This is a genomic window from Hyalangium versicolor, from assembly GCF_020103695.1.
In the GTDB taxonomy this organism is placed as follows: Bacteria; Myxococcota; Myxococcia; order Myxococcales; family Myxococcaceae; genus Hyalangium; species Hyalangium versicolor.
In genome coordinates this window covers 25214-39303 of the sequence record NZ_JAHXBF010000033.1, presented here as the reverse complement: position 1 = coordinate 39303, position 14090 = coordinate 25214, and the positions used below count along the sequence as shown (strand labels likewise).

Annotated in this window: 18 protein-coding genes; 2 read left to right on the top strand and 16 right to left on the bottom strand. The window is 67.2% G+C overall.

All coding sequences use genetic code 11. The features are described 5' to 3' along the window. Positions 1-32: 32 nt before the first annotated feature. From KY501_RS44900 to KY501_RS44825, 16 genes are all read right to left on the bottom strand, one after another. Positions 33-521, bottom strand: coding sequence for a M17 family peptidase N-terminal domain-containing protein (locus KY501_RS44900; protein ID WP_224370802.1), 489 nt, complete (start codon positions 519-521; stop codon positions 33-35). Further along, the gene (gene nusB / locus KY501_RS44895) at positions 518-943 is read right to left on the bottom strand and encodes a transcription antitermination factor NusB (protein WP_224370800.1); all 426 of its coding nucleotides are present in this window, start codon (positions 941-943) and stop codon (positions 518-520) included. Before nusB ends, KY501_RS44900 begins: the two co-directional genes overlap by 4 nt. A gap of 3 nt (positions 944-946) precedes the next feature. Next, the gene (gene ribH, locus KY501_RS44890) at positions 947-1444 is read right to left on the bottom strand and encodes a 6,7-dimethyl-8-ribityllumazine synthase (protein WP_224370798.1); all 498 of its coding nucleotides are present in this window, start codon (positions 1442-1444) and stop codon (positions 947-949) included. Positions 1445-1479: 35 nt separating this feature from the next. Next, positions 1480-2670, bottom strand: coding sequence for a 3,4-dihydroxy-2-butanone-4-phosphate synthase (gene ribB / locus KY501_RS44885; RefSeq protein WP_224370797.1), 1191 nt, complete (start codon positions 2668-2670; stop codon positions 1480-1482). A gap of 12 nt (positions 2671-2682) precedes the next feature. Beyond that, positions 2683-3333: a riboflavin synthase gene (locus tag KY501_RS44880; RefSeq protein ID WP_224370795.1), complete on the bottom strand. Its 651-nt coding sequence runs from the start codon at positions 3331-3333 to the stop codon at positions 2683-2685. Positions 3334-3356: 23 nt separating this feature from the next. After that, positions 3357-4520 carry a bifunctional diaminohydroxyphosphoribosylaminopyrimidine deaminase/5-amino-6-(5-phosphoribosylamino)uracil reductase RibD gene (gene ribD, locus KY501_RS44875; protein ID WP_224370793.1) on the bottom strand — a complete coding sequence of 388 codons (1164 nt, stop codon included), beginning with the start codon at positions 4518-4520 and terminating at the stop codon, positions 3357-3359. Then, a complete protein-coding gene (gene nrdR, locus KY501_RS44870; protein WP_224370792.1) occupies positions 4517-5020 on the bottom strand; it encodes a transcriptional regulator NrdR in 504 nt (167 codons plus the stop codon). Before nrdR ends, ribD begins: the two co-directional genes overlap by 4 nt. Before the next feature lie 16 nt (positions 5021-5036). Beyond that, the gene (glyA, locus tag KY501_RS44865; RefSeq protein WP_224370790.1) at positions 5037-6293 is read right to left on the bottom strand and encodes a serine hydroxymethyltransferase; all 1257 of its coding nucleotides are present in this window, start codon (positions 6291-6293) and stop codon (positions 5037-5039) included. Between the two features lie 52 nt (positions 6294-6345). Then, a complete protein-coding gene (gene rpiB / locus KY501_RS44860; protein WP_224370788.1) occupies positions 6346-6789 on the bottom strand; it encodes a ribose 5-phosphate isomerase B in 444 nt (147 codons plus the stop codon). A gap of 25 nt (positions 6790-6814) precedes the next feature. Then, a complete protein-coding gene (gene fabF, locus KY501_RS44855; RefSeq protein WP_224370786.1) occupies positions 6815-8065 on the bottom strand; it encodes a beta-ketoacyl-ACP synthase II in 1251 nt (416 codons plus the stop codon). 93 nt (positions 8066-8158) lie between these two features. Beyond that, the gene (gene acpP / locus KY501_RS44850) at positions 8159-8398 is read right to left on the bottom strand and encodes an acyl carrier protein (protein WP_224370784.1); all 240 of its coding nucleotides are present in this window, start codon (positions 8396-8398) and stop codon (positions 8159-8161) included. A 105-nt stretch (positions 8399-8503) separates the two neighbouring features. Beyond that, positions 8504-9253, bottom strand: a complete 750-nt coding sequence (fabG, locus tag KY501_RS44845; RefSeq protein WP_224370782.1) for a 3-oxoacyl-[acyl-carrier-protein] reductase — start codon at positions 9251-9253, stop codon at positions 8504-8506. Continuing rightward, positions 9250-10188, bottom strand: coding sequence for an ACP S-malonyltransferase (gene fabD / locus KY501_RS44840; protein ID WP_224370780.1), 939 nt, complete (start codon positions 10186-10188; stop codon positions 9250-9252). The genes fabG and fabD overlap by 4 nt, the downstream gene beginning before the upstream one ends. Positions 10189-10221: 33 nt before the next feature. Beyond that, the gene (locus KY501_RS44835; RefSeq protein WP_224370778.1) at positions 10222-11205 is read right to left on the bottom strand and encodes a beta-ketoacyl-ACP synthase III; all 984 of its coding nucleotides are present in this window, start codon (positions 11203-11205) and stop codon (positions 10222-10224) included. A 407-nt stretch (positions 11206-11612) separates the two neighbouring features. After that, entirely contained in the window at positions 11613-11795 is a 183-nt protein-coding gene (rpmF, locus tag KY501_RS44830; protein ID WP_224370776.1) for a 50S ribosomal protein L32, read from the bottom strand. A gap of 9 nt (positions 11796-11804) precedes the next feature. After that, complete coding sequence (locus KY501_RS44825) at positions 11805-12386, bottom strand: YceD family protein (protein WP_224370774.1); 582 nt, start codon at positions 12384-12386, stop codon at positions 11805-11807. A 163-nt stretch (positions 12387-12549) separates the two neighbouring features. On the opposite strand from KY501_RS44825, the gene KY501_RS44820 reads away from it, so the two are divergent. Continuing rightward, positions 12550-13458 (top strand): tetratricopeptide repeat protein, encoded by a 909-nt coding sequence (locus tag KY501_RS44820; RefSeq protein WP_224370772.1) that lies wholly within the window; start codon positions 12550-12552, stop codon positions 13456-13458. After that, positions 13455-13958 (top strand): hypothetical protein, encoded by a 504-nt coding sequence (locus KY501_RS44815; RefSeq protein ID WP_224370770.1) that lies wholly within the window; start codon positions 13455-13457, stop codon positions 13956-13958. Before KY501_RS44820 ends, KY501_RS44815 begins: the two co-directional genes overlap by 4 nt. Positions 13959-14090: the final 132 nt, after the last annotated feature.

Below are 14090 nucleotides of genomic sequence, written 5' to 3'. Positions count from 1 at the left end.
GACGGGTGGGAGAGTCCTCGGCCTACCGGACGTCAGGATTTGCGCACTGGGAGGAGCTTCGCCAGCCCCTTGTCGGCCAGGATGGTGACGCGCTTCCCCTTGAAGCCCGGCAGGAAGTGCTGCTGGAGGGCCTGGGACTGGGCGGCCTCGTCCACCTTGCCGTTCCCGGGGAGTTCCAGGGCGACGGACTCGACCTTGGCCTTCTCCAGCACCTGGGCGGCGTTGGCCAGGGCGGCGCCCAGGGCGCCCGCATCCAGGTTCTTCCGAGCCCCCAGCCCCACGGCGAAGATGCGCGGGACGGGGAGGCGCCCGTCCGAGGGCAGCAGGAGCCAGTCGCTCTTCACCCCGGTGAAGAACCCCTGCTTGAGCACGCGAGACAGGGCCCCGCACAGCCGCCAGTCCACATACCCGGCGGTACCGGGCAGGGGCCGGTCATCTTCGGCCACGAAGAGGCAGAGGGCGTCCACCCCGGTGAGGGCATCCAGGCCGTCGAGGCCTACTTCATAGGTCGTCACGCTCACGGCTTACCCAGGGCGACCGCGACGCGGTCGAGCAGGCCGTTGACGAAGGCGCTGGACTCCTCGGTGCCGAAGTTCTTGCCCAGTTCCACGGCCTCGTTGATGGAGACCTTCTTGGGGATGTCCGGGCGGTACTTGAGCTCGAAGACGCCCAGGCGCAGCACGTTGCGATCGATGCGGGACATGCGATCCAGCCGCCAGTTGTGGCTGTGCTTCTCGATGAGCTGATCGATCTCGGCCTGGTTCGTCCGGACGCCGTCCACGAGTTCCTGGGCGAACTTGACGGCATCAGGGTCCGGCTTGCCCTCCTCGGCGGAGGCGGCCCACGCGGACGCGAGCGCCTCGGAGGACGATGTGCCCTCGGCCATCTCCAGTTGGTAGAGCGCCTGCAATGCGCGCTCGCGCCCGGTTCTGCGCGCCCCCATGAGCTACCCCCTCTTTCCTTCCGTCATCTTCGCGTAGAGGTTGACCATCTCCAGACAGGCCATGGCCGCATCGGAGCCCTTGTTGCCGGCCTTCACCCCGGCCCGATCGATGGCCTGCTCCACGGTGTCACACGTGAGCACGCCGAAGGTGACGGACACGGGCCGGGCCAGCGCCGCCGCGCTGAAGGCCACCGAGCCGATGCCCTTGGAGCACTCGCCGGCCACATAGTCGAAGTGGGGCGTGCCGCCGCGGATGACGGCGCCCAGGGTGATGACGCCTGCGTAGTTCTGCGTGTCCACAACACGGCGCGTCAGCCCGGGCAGCTCATAGGTGCCGGGGCAGCGGTAGACGTCGATGTCCCCATCCGCGACGCCGTGGCGCACGAGCGAATCCACCGCGCCCTTGACGAGCTCCTCGGTGATGAACGCGTTGAAGCGGGCAACGCAGATGGCGAAGCGGCCCTTGGGGGGCAGAAAGTCACCTTCGATGTAGCGAGGCATGGAACCTTCCTACACCAGCGGCACGGCCCGCGTCTTCACGACTTGTCACGCCGACGACGGGGAGTGCGTGCCGCCATCCGCTGGGGGGCCTCCTCGCGGGAGAGGGGGATCTGCTCCACCACCTCCAGCGAGTAGCTCTCCAGACCCACGATCTTCTTGGGGTTGTTGGTGAGCAGACGCAGCCGGGTCAGCCCCAGGTCCTTGAGGATCTGCGCTCCCACGCCGAACTCGCGCAGGCGCGTCTGGTCCGGCTTGCCCTGGACATGCTCCTCATTGGAGACGTGGGTGCACTGGAGCCGGGCCTGCGCCGGGACGTCCTTCTGGAGGTAGATGATGACCCCCCGCCCGGCGGCCTGAATCTGTTGGAAGGCCTGCTCGAGCTGGCTGCCACAGGCACACTGGCTGCTGCCCAACATATCGCCCATGAGACAGGCGCGGTGGACTCGGGTGAGCACGGGTTCCTTGCCGCGGATATCGCCCTTCACCAGGGCCACGTGGACTGCGGAGTCCACGTCACTGCCATAGGTGTAGGCCTGGAACGAGCCCGCGCCCCGGCGCTCGACGGTGGCGGTGGTGATGCGCTTGACCAGGCGCTCGCGCTCCAGCCGGTAGCGGATGATGTCCGCCACGGACAGCAGCACCAGCTTGTGCTTGCGAGCGAACTTCACCAGGTCCGGCCTGCGGGCCATGGTGCCGTCGGGCTTCATGATCTCGCAGATGACGCCGGACGGAGACAGCCCGGCCATGCGCGCCAGATCCACGCTGCCCTCGGTCTGACCGGTGCGAACCAGCACGCCGCCCTCACGGGCGCGGAGGGGGAAGATGTGGCCGGGGCGCACCAGGTCGCCCGGCTTCGCGTTGGGAGCCACCGCCGCCAGGACGGTGCGGGCCCGGTCCGCGGCGGAGATGCCGGTGGTGACGCCGCGCGCCGCCTCGATGGAGACGGTGAAGGCCGTCTGGAAGGGCGAGGTGTTGTCCTGCACCATGAGGGGCAGGTTCAGCCGGCGGATGCGGTCCTCGGTGAGCGCCAGGCAGATGAGGCCTCGCCCGTGGGTGGCCATGAAGTTGATGGCCTCGGGAGTGACCTTCTCGGCGGCCATGACGAGGTCGCCCTCGTTCTCGCGATCCTCGTCATCGGTGAGGATGACCATGCGGCCCTTGCGGATCTCCGCCAGCGCCCGCTCGACCAACTCGATGACGTTCGTGCCCTTCGTGCTGCGCGCCATGACTTCGCTCCTCTACCCTTTCGTCCCGAAGCCGGCCGCCTTCAGCACGTCCTCGGTCAGCCCGGCACTCGGGCCCTGGCGCAGCGAGACCAGCCGCACCACATACTTGCCGATCATGTCGGCTTCCAGGTTCACCCGCGAGCCCACCCCCTTGCCCTGCAGGGTGGTGCGAGCTTGTGTCTCCGGAATGAGTTGCACGGTGAACCGGTCCGGGAGCACCGCGTTGACGGTGAGGCTGATGCCATCCACCGCCACCGAGCCCTTCTCGATGAAGTAGGGCGCCAGGTCCGTGGGCAGGCGGAACGCCATCACCCACGAGCCGCCCTCGGGCCGCGTCTCCAGCACCTCGCTCACCGCATCCACGTGGCCGGCGACGAGGTGCCCGCCCAGCCGATCTCCCAGCGCCAGCGCCCGCTCCAGGTTCACCTTGGAACCGGGGCGCAGCTCGCCCATCGTCGTGCGGCGCAGCGTCTCCGGAGCCGCCTGGACCTTGAAGGTGTCCCCACCCCGCTCCACCACTGTGAGGCAGGCGCCGTCCACGGAGATGGACTCACCGAGAGCGAAGCTGCCTGCCCCGAGCACGGTGCGGATCCACAGGTCCGTCATCCCACCCGGGACGACCCGCTCGACCACACCTACATCTTGAACGAGACCGGTGAACATCGGCGGAGCTTATAACGAACTCTTCAGAGCCGTGCCTGGAGGAGAAGATCATCTCCTAGCTGCTCGTAGGTGACGTTCTTCAGAGAGAGGGCCGCGGACATCATCTTCACCCCGAGATCACCCGACCAGGAGAGCCCCTGGCTGCCAATGAGCTTGGGAGCCAGGAACAGGGCCAGCTCGTCGGCGAGCCGCTCGCGAAGGAAGGAGCCGTAGATCTCCGCCCCGCCCTCCACGAGCACGTGGTTGAAGCCGCCGAGGGAGAGGCGGGCCATCAGGGCCTTCAGGTCCACGCGGCCGCGCTTCTCGCGCACCTGCCACACCTCGACGCCCTGCTCGGTGAAGCGGCGCGCCCTGCGGCCCGTGGGATCCTCCACCGTGGCCAGCACCGTCTTCGCCGAGGAGCGCTGGGTGAAGACGGTGGCCGAGGGCTTCAGGCTCAGGTGCGAGTCCACCACCACCCGCATCGGGTCGCGGCCCTTGCCGCCGGGGAGGCGCGTGGTGAGCTTCGGGTCGTCCCGACGCACGGTGTTGGCACCCACGAGGATGACATCCACCCGGTTGCGCAGTTGATGGACCCAGGCGCGAGCCGGCTCTCCCGTCACCCAGCGCGAGTCCCCGTTGGCCGTGGCGAGCTTGCCGTCCAGCGTCACCGCCGCCTTGAGCGTGACGTAGGGCATGCCCGTGCGGATGACCTTGAAGAAGGCCCGATTGAGCGTCGCCGCTTCTTCCTCGAGGACGCCGGTGAGCACCTCGACGCCGGCCCGCCGCATCCGGGCGATGCCCTTGCCGTTCACCTGCGGGTTCGGATCGCCCACGGCGCTGATGACGCGGCGTACCCCGGCCTCGAGGATGGCCAGGGTGCACGGAGGGGTGCGCCCGTAGTGATTGCACGGCTCGAGCGTGGTGTAGAGGTCCGCGCCGCGCGCCCGAGTCCCAGCGGCCGCCAGCGCCATGACCTCTGCGTGAGCCTGACCCGCGGGCTGGGTGAAGCCCCGAGCAATGATCCGCCCGCCCTTCACGAGCACCGCGCCCACCGCTGGGTTCGGGCTTGTGCGGCCCAGGCCCTTGGCGGCCTCCTCGAGGGCAATGCGCATGAAGAACTCGGCGACGGCCCGGTCGAAGTCAGCAGCTCGTTTGGCTCGTGGGGCCCTGCTCGCCTTCAACCGCGCCCGCGTCAACAGCCTCATGACGGCTGGCCACCCTTGCCCGGCAGAGGCTTGGGACGGCCCTCCTTCGACTGATCGGCGAGCTCCTGCAGCTCGTTCATGAACTCGGCGATGTCGCGGAAGCTCCGGTACACGGAGGCGAAGCGCACGTAGGCCACCTCATCGAGCGCCCGCAGATGCTTCATCACCTCTTCGCCGATGACGCTGGAGGGGACTTCCTTCTCGCCCATGCCCTGGAGCAGGCGCTCGATGTCCCCCACCGTCTGCTCGATCTGGTCCGCGGACACGGGCCGCTTCTCGCAGGCCTTCTGCAGGCCGCTGACGATCTTGTCCCGATCGAAGGCCTCGCGGCGGCCGTCCTTCTTCACGATGAGCGGGTAGAGCTCCTCCACCCGCTCGTACGTGGTGAAGCGGCGCTTGCACTGAAGACACTCACGGCGCCGGCGGATGACCGAGCCCTCATGCGACTCACGCGAGTCGATGACCTTGTTCTCGGCGTCCTGGCAGAAGGGGCAGCGCATCGGGAACGGGGGTGACCTACTTCAGGCGAGAGGCGTAGAGGGGAAAGGACTTCGTGAACTCCTTCACCTTGCCACGGATGCGGGACAGCTGGGCCTCGTCCGAGGCGTGATCCAGCGCCTCGCCGATGAGTTGGCCGACGACGGCCATCTCCGCCTCCTTCATGCCGCGCGTGGTGAGGGCCGGAGTGCCCACCCGAACACCCGAGGTGGTGGTCGGCTTCTCCGGATCGAACGGGATCATGTTCTTGTTCACGGTGATGCCGGCCTTGCCAAGCACGTCCTCGGCGGCCTTGCCGTTGATCTTCTTGGGGCGTAGGTCCACCAGCATGAGGTGGTTGTCCGTGCCGCCCGAGCACAGGCGCAGGCCCGCCTTCTGGAGCGCCTCGGCCAGCGCCTTGGCGTTGGCGACGATCTGCTTCTGGTAGGCCTTGAACTCGGGGGTAAGCGCCTCCTTGAAGGCCACGGCCTTGGCGGCGATGACGTGCATCAGCGGCCCACCCTGGATGCCGGGGAAGATCTGGCTGTTGAGGGCCTTGGCGAACGGCTCCTTGCACAGCACCAGACCACCGCGAGGGCCACGAAGCGTCTTGTGCGTGGTCGAGGTGACGAACTCGGCCAGCGGCACCGGCGACGGGTGCACTCCGGCGGCGACGAGGCCGGCGATGTGCGCCATGTCCACCATCATCGCCGCGCCCACGCTGTCGGCGATCTCGCGGAACTTCGCGAAGTCGATGGTCCGCGGGTAGGCGCTGGCGCCCACGACGATGACCTTGGGCTTGTGCTCCTTGGCGAGCGAGGACACCTGCGCGAAGTCGATGGTCTCCGTGTCGCGGGACAGGCCGTAGTGGACGACCTTGTAGAGCTTGCCGGAGAAGTTGAAGGTCGCGCCGTGGGTGAGGTGGCCGCCCGAGTTCAGGTCCAGCGACAGCATGGTGTCACCGGGCTTCATCAGCGCCATGTAGGCGGCCATGTTGGCCTGGCTACCCGAGTGAGCCTGGACGTTGGCGGCATCGGCGCCGAACAGCTCTTTCACGCGGTTGATGGCGAGCGTCTCGGCGACGTCGACCACTTCGCAGCCACCGTAGTAGCGCTTGCCGGGGTAGCCCTCGGCATACTTGTTCGTCAGCACCGAGCCCATGGCCGTCATCACCGCCGGGCTGACAAAGTTCTCCGAGGCGATCAGCTCGAGGCCTTCTTCCTGTCGCTCCGTCTCGTGACGGATGACCTGGGCGATCTCGGGATCGACCTCTGCGAGCGTGCGGATGTTCTCCATGGTTCCCTCCGAAGGGATACGAGGCAGGAAAGCCGTACGACCGTCCAGCGCATCAACGCTCTGATTCGGCCTCTGCGATCAGCTGGACGCGCTTCGCGTGCTTGCCGCCCGCGAACGCGGTGGTGAGAAAGGTCTCCAGAATGCCCTTGGCCACCCCGGCGCCGATCACCCGCTGCCCCAGGCACAGGATGTTGGCGTCGTTGTGCTCGCGGGCCATGCGCGCCTCGAACTCGGTGCCGCAGAGCGCGGCGCGGATGCCCCGGTACTTGTTGGCCGCGATGCTCATGCCGATGCCCGTGCCGCACACCAATACTCCGAAGGTGTACTCGCCAGCGGCGACGGCACGGGCCACCTTCTTCGCGAAGTCCGGGTAGTCCACGGACTCGGGAGAGGTGGGGCCCACGTCGTCGTACGCGAGGCTCTTCTCCTGGAGCACGGCCCTGAGGGCCTGGCGCAGCTCGAGGCCCGCGTGGTCGGACGCAAGGATGATCTTCACGCGAGCCTCCTGCGGCAGAGCCGCTCTACTTGAAGCGGCGGAACAGCAGCACGGCGTTGGTGCCACCGAAGCCGAACGAGTTGCTCATCGCCGCATCGATCCGAACTTCGCGAGGCTGGTTCGGCACGTAGTCCAGATCGCACTCGGGATCGGGCGTCGTGTAGTTGATCGTCGGCGGCAGCACGCCGCGCAGCAGCGACAGCACGCTCACCACGGCCTCGGCGCCTCCGGCCGCGCCGAGCATGTGCCCGGTCATCGACTTGGTGGAGGACACCGCCACCTTCCGAGCGTGATCGCCGAAGACGGTCTTGATGGCCTTCGTCTCGTTGGAGTCGTTGTACGGGGTGGAGGTGCCGTGAGCGTTGATGTAGCCCACCTCGTCCGGGTTCATCTGCGCGGAGGCCAGGGCCAGGCGCATGCAGCGGGCCGCGCCCTCACCCTCGGGGGCTGGCGCGGTGACATGGTTGGCGTCCGAGTTGGCCGCGTAGCCCACCAGCTCCGCCAGGATGTTGGCGCCGCGCTTCTTCGCGTGCTCCATCTCCTCGAGGATGATGATGCCAGCGCCCTCGCCCATCACGAAGCCATCGCGATCCTTGTCGAAGGGACGGCTCGCGGTGGGATCGTTCCGGGTGGACAGCGCCTTCATCACCGAGAAGCCACCCATGCCCAGCGGGGTGACGGCGGCCTCGGCGCCTCCGGCGATCACGGCGTCCGTCTCACCCAGGCGGATGGACTTCCAGGCCTCGCCGATGGCGTGGGCGCTGGTGGCGCACGCGGACACCGGGGACCAGTTGGGGCCCTTGGCTCCATAGCGGATGGAGATCAGACCGGGCGCCATGTTGATGATCATCTGGATGATGAAGAAGGGAGACAGGCGGTCAAACCCCTTCTCGAGGCCCTTCTTGTGCTGCTCCTCGAGCGAGGCGATGCCCCCGATGCCGGAGCCGACGATGACGCCCACGCGCTCCTGCAGGTAGCCGTTCGGCTTGTCCGTGCCGATGGGCAGGCCGCTCTCGCGCATGGCCATCTCGGCGGCGGCCACGGCGTACTGGGAGAACAGGTCCATCCGGCGCGCTTCGCGCTTGTCGATGAACTCCTCGGACTGGAAGTCCTTCACCTCGCCCGCCACCCGCGTGTCGAGCTTACCCAGCTCGAAGCGCGTGATGGTGTTGATCCCAGACTTGCCGGCGAGCATCGCCTGCCAGTTCTTCTCGGTGCCGGTACCCAGTGCCGTGATCAACCCGGTACCTGTGATGACGACTCGACGGTTTGACACGATCCTCTCCAACAGGGTGCGCGGCGACGACGGTGCGCGGCCGCGGGAACGCTGGGCGGCCAGCGTCCCTCCAGCCCGGCCGCGCCTGCTGACCTACTTCTTGTGGCTGTTGATGTAGTTGATGGCGTCGCCGACGGTCTTGATGTTCTCCGCCTCTTCGTCGGGGATCTCGACCTCGAACTCCTCCTCCATCGCCATCACGAGCTCCACGATGTCGAGGCTGTCGGCGCCAAGGTCCTCGATGAAGGAGGACTCGGGCTTGATCTCGTCCTCACCCACCCCGAGCTGGTCGGCGATGATGGACTTGACCTTGTTTTCGATGGTTGTCGACATAGATAGTGAACCCTCCAGGAACCATGTGGGGGCCCGCCGTACTCCCCGGGCCCAGTCAAAGGCGGGCGCGGTATATCCCACGCCCGCCAGCAATCCAACCTTGGGCTACATGTACATGCCGCCATTCACCTTCAGAACTTCTCCGGTGATGTAGGCGGCCGCATCGCTGGCCAGGAAAAGCACGGCTTGGGCGACTTCTTCTGGGGCGCCCAGCCGGGCCAGCGGAACACTGTCGACCAGCTTTTTACGCAGCTCGTCGTTGAGAACGTTCGTCATGTCCGTGCTGATGAAACCCGGGGACACGGCGTTGACACGAATGTTGCGGCTGGCCAGCTCCTTGGCCACGGCCTTGGTCAAGCCAATGAGGCCCGCCTTGGAAGCGGAGTAGGCCGCCTGGCCCCCGTTGCCCGTCTCGCCGACGATGGAGGTGAGGTTGATGATGGCCCCACCCCGCTGCTTCATCATCGGGCGGCTGGCGGCGCGGATGAGCGCGAAGGCGCCCTTCAAGTTGATGTCCAGCTGCTTGTCCCAGTCCTCGTCCTTCACGCGCATGACCAGGGCGTCCACCGCCACGCCAGCATTGTTGACGAGCACGTCCAGCCGGCCATGTGCCTTGATGATGCTCTCCACGGCGGAGGAGCACGCGGCGGTGTCCGACACGTCGAACTTCATCGCCTCGGCCTTGGCGCCGGCTTCCTGCACGAGCTTGACCGTCTCCTGGGCGGCAGCCTCGTTGCCGGCGTAGTTGATGACCACCGTGGCCGCACCCGCTTTGGCGAAGGCCACCGCGCACGCCCGGCCGATGCCGCGCGAGCCGCCCGTCACCAGCACCACCTTGTCCTTGAAGCCGCTCATGCTGTCCCCAGAGCCGCAAGCGTCTTGTCGAGGCTCGCGGAGTCCTCCACGTTGAACGTCTCGATGTCCTTGCTGATGCGCTTGACGAGCCCGACCAGCACCTTGCCCGGCCCCAGCTCGATGATGCGCGTGACACCCTCGGCCTTGAGGGCCTCCATGCACTCGATCCAGCGCACCGGGGAGCTCACCTGCTCCAGCAGCAGCGGCACCACGCGCGAGACGTCCGCGTTGGGCTTCGCCTCCACGTTGGTGACCACCGGGATGCGGGGCGCGGACACCTTCACCTTGCCGAGCACCTCGGCCAGCCGGGCCTTCACCGGATCCATCAGCGCGCAGTGGAAGGGCGCGGACACCGGAAGGGGCATGACGCGCTTGGCGCCCGCCTCCTTGAGCTTCGCCTCGGCGCGAGCCACCGCGGAGGCGTGCCCCGCGATGACCGTCTGCTCGGGAGAGTTGTAGTTGGCGGGCGCCAGCACCTCGCCCTGAGCCGCCGCGTCACAGGCGGCCTTCACCTTGTCGGGCTCCAGCCCCAGCACGGCGGCCATGGCTCCCACGCCCGCGGGCACGGCCTCCTGCATGAAGGTGCCGCGCGAGCGCACCGCCCGGGCCGCATCCTGCAGCGTCAGAGCGCCCGCGGCCACCAGCGCCGAGTACTCCCCCAGCGAGTGCCCGGCGACGAACGCCGCCTCCGGAACCCGCTTGGAGACGATGGCGTGCACGGCCAGGGACACCGTGAGGATGGCTGGCTGCGTGTTGGCGGTGAGCTTGAGCGAGTCCTCGGGCCCCTCGAAGCAGAGGGTGGACAGCTTCTCTCCGAGCGCATCATCCACCGCCTCGAAGACGGCACGGGCCTCGGGGAACTTCTCGAACAGGTCCTTCCCCATGCCAACCTTCTGGCTGCCCTGCCCGGGGAAGACGAAAGCAATCTTCGACATTGTGTACTCACTCCCTCCCTGACTGCCCCTCGGCTACCACCGCACCACCGCGCTGCCCCACGCCATTCCAGAGCCAACGGCCATGATGGCGATGAGGTCCCCGCGCTTGAGGCGGCCCATCCGGTTGGCCTCGTCCAGCGCCATGGGCACCGAGGCGGCCGACGTGTTGCCGTATTTGTCGAGGTTGATCCAGCACTTCTCGATCGGGATCTCGACGCGCTGCATCACCGCCTCGAGGATGCGCATGTTGGCCTGGTGGGCGATGACGTGGTCCACCTGGTCGGGCGTGAGCCCGTGGGCCTTGAGCGCCTCCTGGGTGATGCCGGTGAGCTCGCGCACCGCGGTCTTGAAGACCTCACGCCCGTTCATCGCCACCTTGTGGCGCTGCTCGCGGATGTTGTCCGGGTTCAGCGGCTCCTTGGAACCCCCCGCGGGGATGGTGAGGATGTCCGCGAGCGTGCCGTCCGACCGCAGCCGCGTGGAGAGGATGCCCCGCCCCTCCTCCTCGGCCGGAGCGAGCACCATGGCGCCCGCCCCGTCTCCGAAGAGGACGCAGGTGTTGCGGTCCGACCAGTTGAGCACGCTGGTGAACACGTCCGCTCCGATGACGAGCGCCCGCTTCGCCTGCCCCGTGCGCATGAACTGGTCCGCCACCGAGATGGCGTAGACCGAGCCCGCGCAAGCGGCGGCCACGTCGAAGGCGAAGGCCTTCGTCGCGCCCAGCTTGGCCTGCACGAAGACGGCGCAGGAGGGCATGGGCATGTCCGGCGTGATGGTGCCCACGACGATCAGATCGAGATCCTCGGGGCGGGTGCCCGACATCTCGAGCGCCTGACGGGCCGCGGCGACCGCCATGTCGCTCGTCGCCTCGCCGGGAGCAGCCTTGCGGCGCTCCCTGATGCCGGTCCGCTCGGTGATCCACTTGTCCGAGGTATCGACGATCTTTTCGAGGTCCTGATTGGTGATGACTTGGGCGGGCGCGTAGGAACCCGTTCCGATGATCTGCGCGAGGGGCACGTGGTACTCCCGGAGTGTCGTCGGAACACAACGCTACGGGCGGGCTCTCTAATCGGAAAAAGCTTCGCCTGTCGCCCTTTTTCCTCTCTGGCGGGCAAGCGGCCAGGTTCCGACTAGGCAATGCATCGCGTCAACATCGATGGCCGCGAGAACCAGGTCGCAGCCACCGCCAGACAGACGCTTCTCCATCCTGGACGAACCCGAGGCGCGTCCAAAGAGGGGAAAACCCTGACTGCCAGACCTGGGACGGCGACATGCCCGAAGAGCGCGCGCACGCGAACGCTCCCCGTGAGCACCTCAAGGTGCTCCGGGAGAGCGCACACGCACGACGCACCTATCCCGACCGGAGCGACAGGGGCGTTACCGCCACCCATCTCCGCGAGGACGAGCTGCAGCCGACGCCTCAGCTATTCGGTGGCGATGACTTCACGACCACCATAGGTGCCGCAAGCGGCACAGGCACGGTGCGGAAGCACCGGCTCCTTGCACTTGGGGCACTTGATGACCTGCACAGCCGCGCGCAGGTTGTTGTTGGCCGCGCGACGGCGATCCCGGCGCATCTTCGAAGTCCGCTTCTTGGGAACTCCCACGACTCACCTCTAGTTCAGCTTGATGTTCGCCAGCGGCGCGAGCCGAGGGTCGATGACCTTCTGCTCGCAACCACACTGCTTCTCGTTGAGGTTCTGGCCGCACTGCGCGCAGAGCCCTTTGCAGTCCTCACGACAGACCGCGTTCATTGGGAGGGCGAGCAATACCTGCTCACGTACGATCGGATCCAGATCGATCGTCTTCCCATCGAAGACTTCTTCGTCCGCGTCCTCCAGTTCGAAGGACCCGGCCGTCTCCCCCTGCTCCCGATCGTCCTTCTCGTCCTTGTCCCCCAGGTCATCGCCCCGAACGAGCGACTCGGGCACGAGGTTGAGGGTGAAGGACACGGGCAGGTCCAACGTCACGTCCACCAGGCACCGCTTGCACGGGGCCGCCACGTGGGCGGTGAAGTTGCCCTGCACCAGCACCCCGCCGCTCACCTTGCGAAGGGAAGCGTGGAGCGTCGAGGGCCGGGTTGCCCGGAAGCCGGTGTCACGGCCGGCCCCTCCCAGCACCTCTTGGAGTAGTTCGAGACCGATGGGCTCGTCGAGCTTGAGCCCCGTCTCTTGAATTTGTTCAATCTTTACGACCATCTACAAGGCTTCCAGGCAAAAAGGGCGCGCAACATAGAGGGGGGCTCCCCAAAAGTCAACGCGCCGTTGTTCACGCAACCCCCACGGAATTCACCTGGCTGTCACCTGCCGGGCGAACTCCTACCGTGGATCCATCCAATAACGCTCTGGTACGGTCCGGGTAATGCAAGGTCGGTGGCTGTGCCTGGTCAGCATCCTGGTAGGAGGGCTCCTGAGCCCTGCCCTGTCGTTCGCACATCCCCTCTTCCCTGAGCCTCCGCTCTTCCAACTGGGTCCCACCAACAAGGAGATCGTCCGCGCTCAGGAGCAGATCGAGCAGGGGGACTTCGAGGAGGCGGTGAAGACACTCCAGGCGGGGCTGGATGCGCCGGACGTCACGGATGACCAGTTGGTGGAGCTCTACCGCCTGCTCGGTCTGGCGTCGCTGTACCTGGGGGACGAGGCCCGAGCCCGAGAGGCCTACGAGCGGCTGCTCCAGGCCCGGCCGGACTTCGAGCTTCCGCGCAACGCACCTCCGAAGCTGCGGCAGCTGTACGCGCGCATCAAGGAGGACATCAAGAGCCGGCGCGTCCGGCCGGTGACGCTGCAGGTGGACCCCATCCCGGACCCCACGGGCGGCGAGCCGGTGCTGGTGGACGCGCGCATCGAGGACATGGCTCTGGGCGCCAAGGCGAAGCTCTTCTTCCGCCGCGCCGGAGACGAGGCCTACAGCTCCGTGGATTTCTCCCGCGTGCGAGGCAGCAAGGATCAGTACCAGACCACCCTCCCCGCCTACGAGCTCCCCTCCGAGGCCACGCCCTATGAGGTGGAGTACTACTTCGAGGTGGCGGACGCGGCCCAGCGCCGGCTGGCGGGCCGGGGAGACTCCTTCCATCCCCTCATCTTCCAGGTGGTGCCGCAGCAGTCCGCGGGACAGCCCGCGTCCGCCAGTGCTGGGCGCCCCTGGTACAAGAGTCCATGGCTCTGGGTGGGCGTGGGCGCCGTCGTCATCGGAGGCACCGCCGCGGGTGTCGCCATCGCCACCTCCGAGAACCGCGGCCAGGTTCCCGTCACCATCCGCGTCAATCCATGAGCCTCCGCCCGTTCGCCCTGGTCTCTCTGGCCCTCACCCTCACCGTCGGGTGCGGTGACCCGTCCTCCTCCGATTCGGGTTCGTTCGGGCTGGACCTCCTCGTGGACAAGGCTGTCGCCGATCAGCTGGGCTCCTTCCAGGTCGTGGTGCTCCCCAACGGAAGGCAGCGCGACTGCACAGAGCTGCAGAAGACCTGCCTGAAGCAGCAGGTGAAGCAGGACGAACCGCTGATGCTCAAAGGAACCAAGGGCGGAGAGAAGCGTGCACTGCTCTTCCAGGCGAACCTGAGCGGCACCTCCGGCACCACGCAGGACGTCAGCTTCGAGGCCCCGGTGGGCCGCGACTACGCGCTCATCATCGAGGCGCTCTCCAAGGAAACCCCGGCCCGCTTCCTGGGCAGCTCCTGCAACTACCTCCCTGAGGTCAACGCGGGCCTGAACGACAAGGTGCTCGCCGCGCCCATGACGCTCACCACCGTGGACTGCGACCCCACCTTCTGACCCCGTGCTGGCCCGGTTCCCGGGCTTGCAGCGAGGCGGCCGAGCCCCCCACGCATCGTTTCACCTCGCTGTCACAATCGGATCTGCTACTGCTGCGCCGCGACGGGGCCGTGACGCGGCTTCATCTCATCG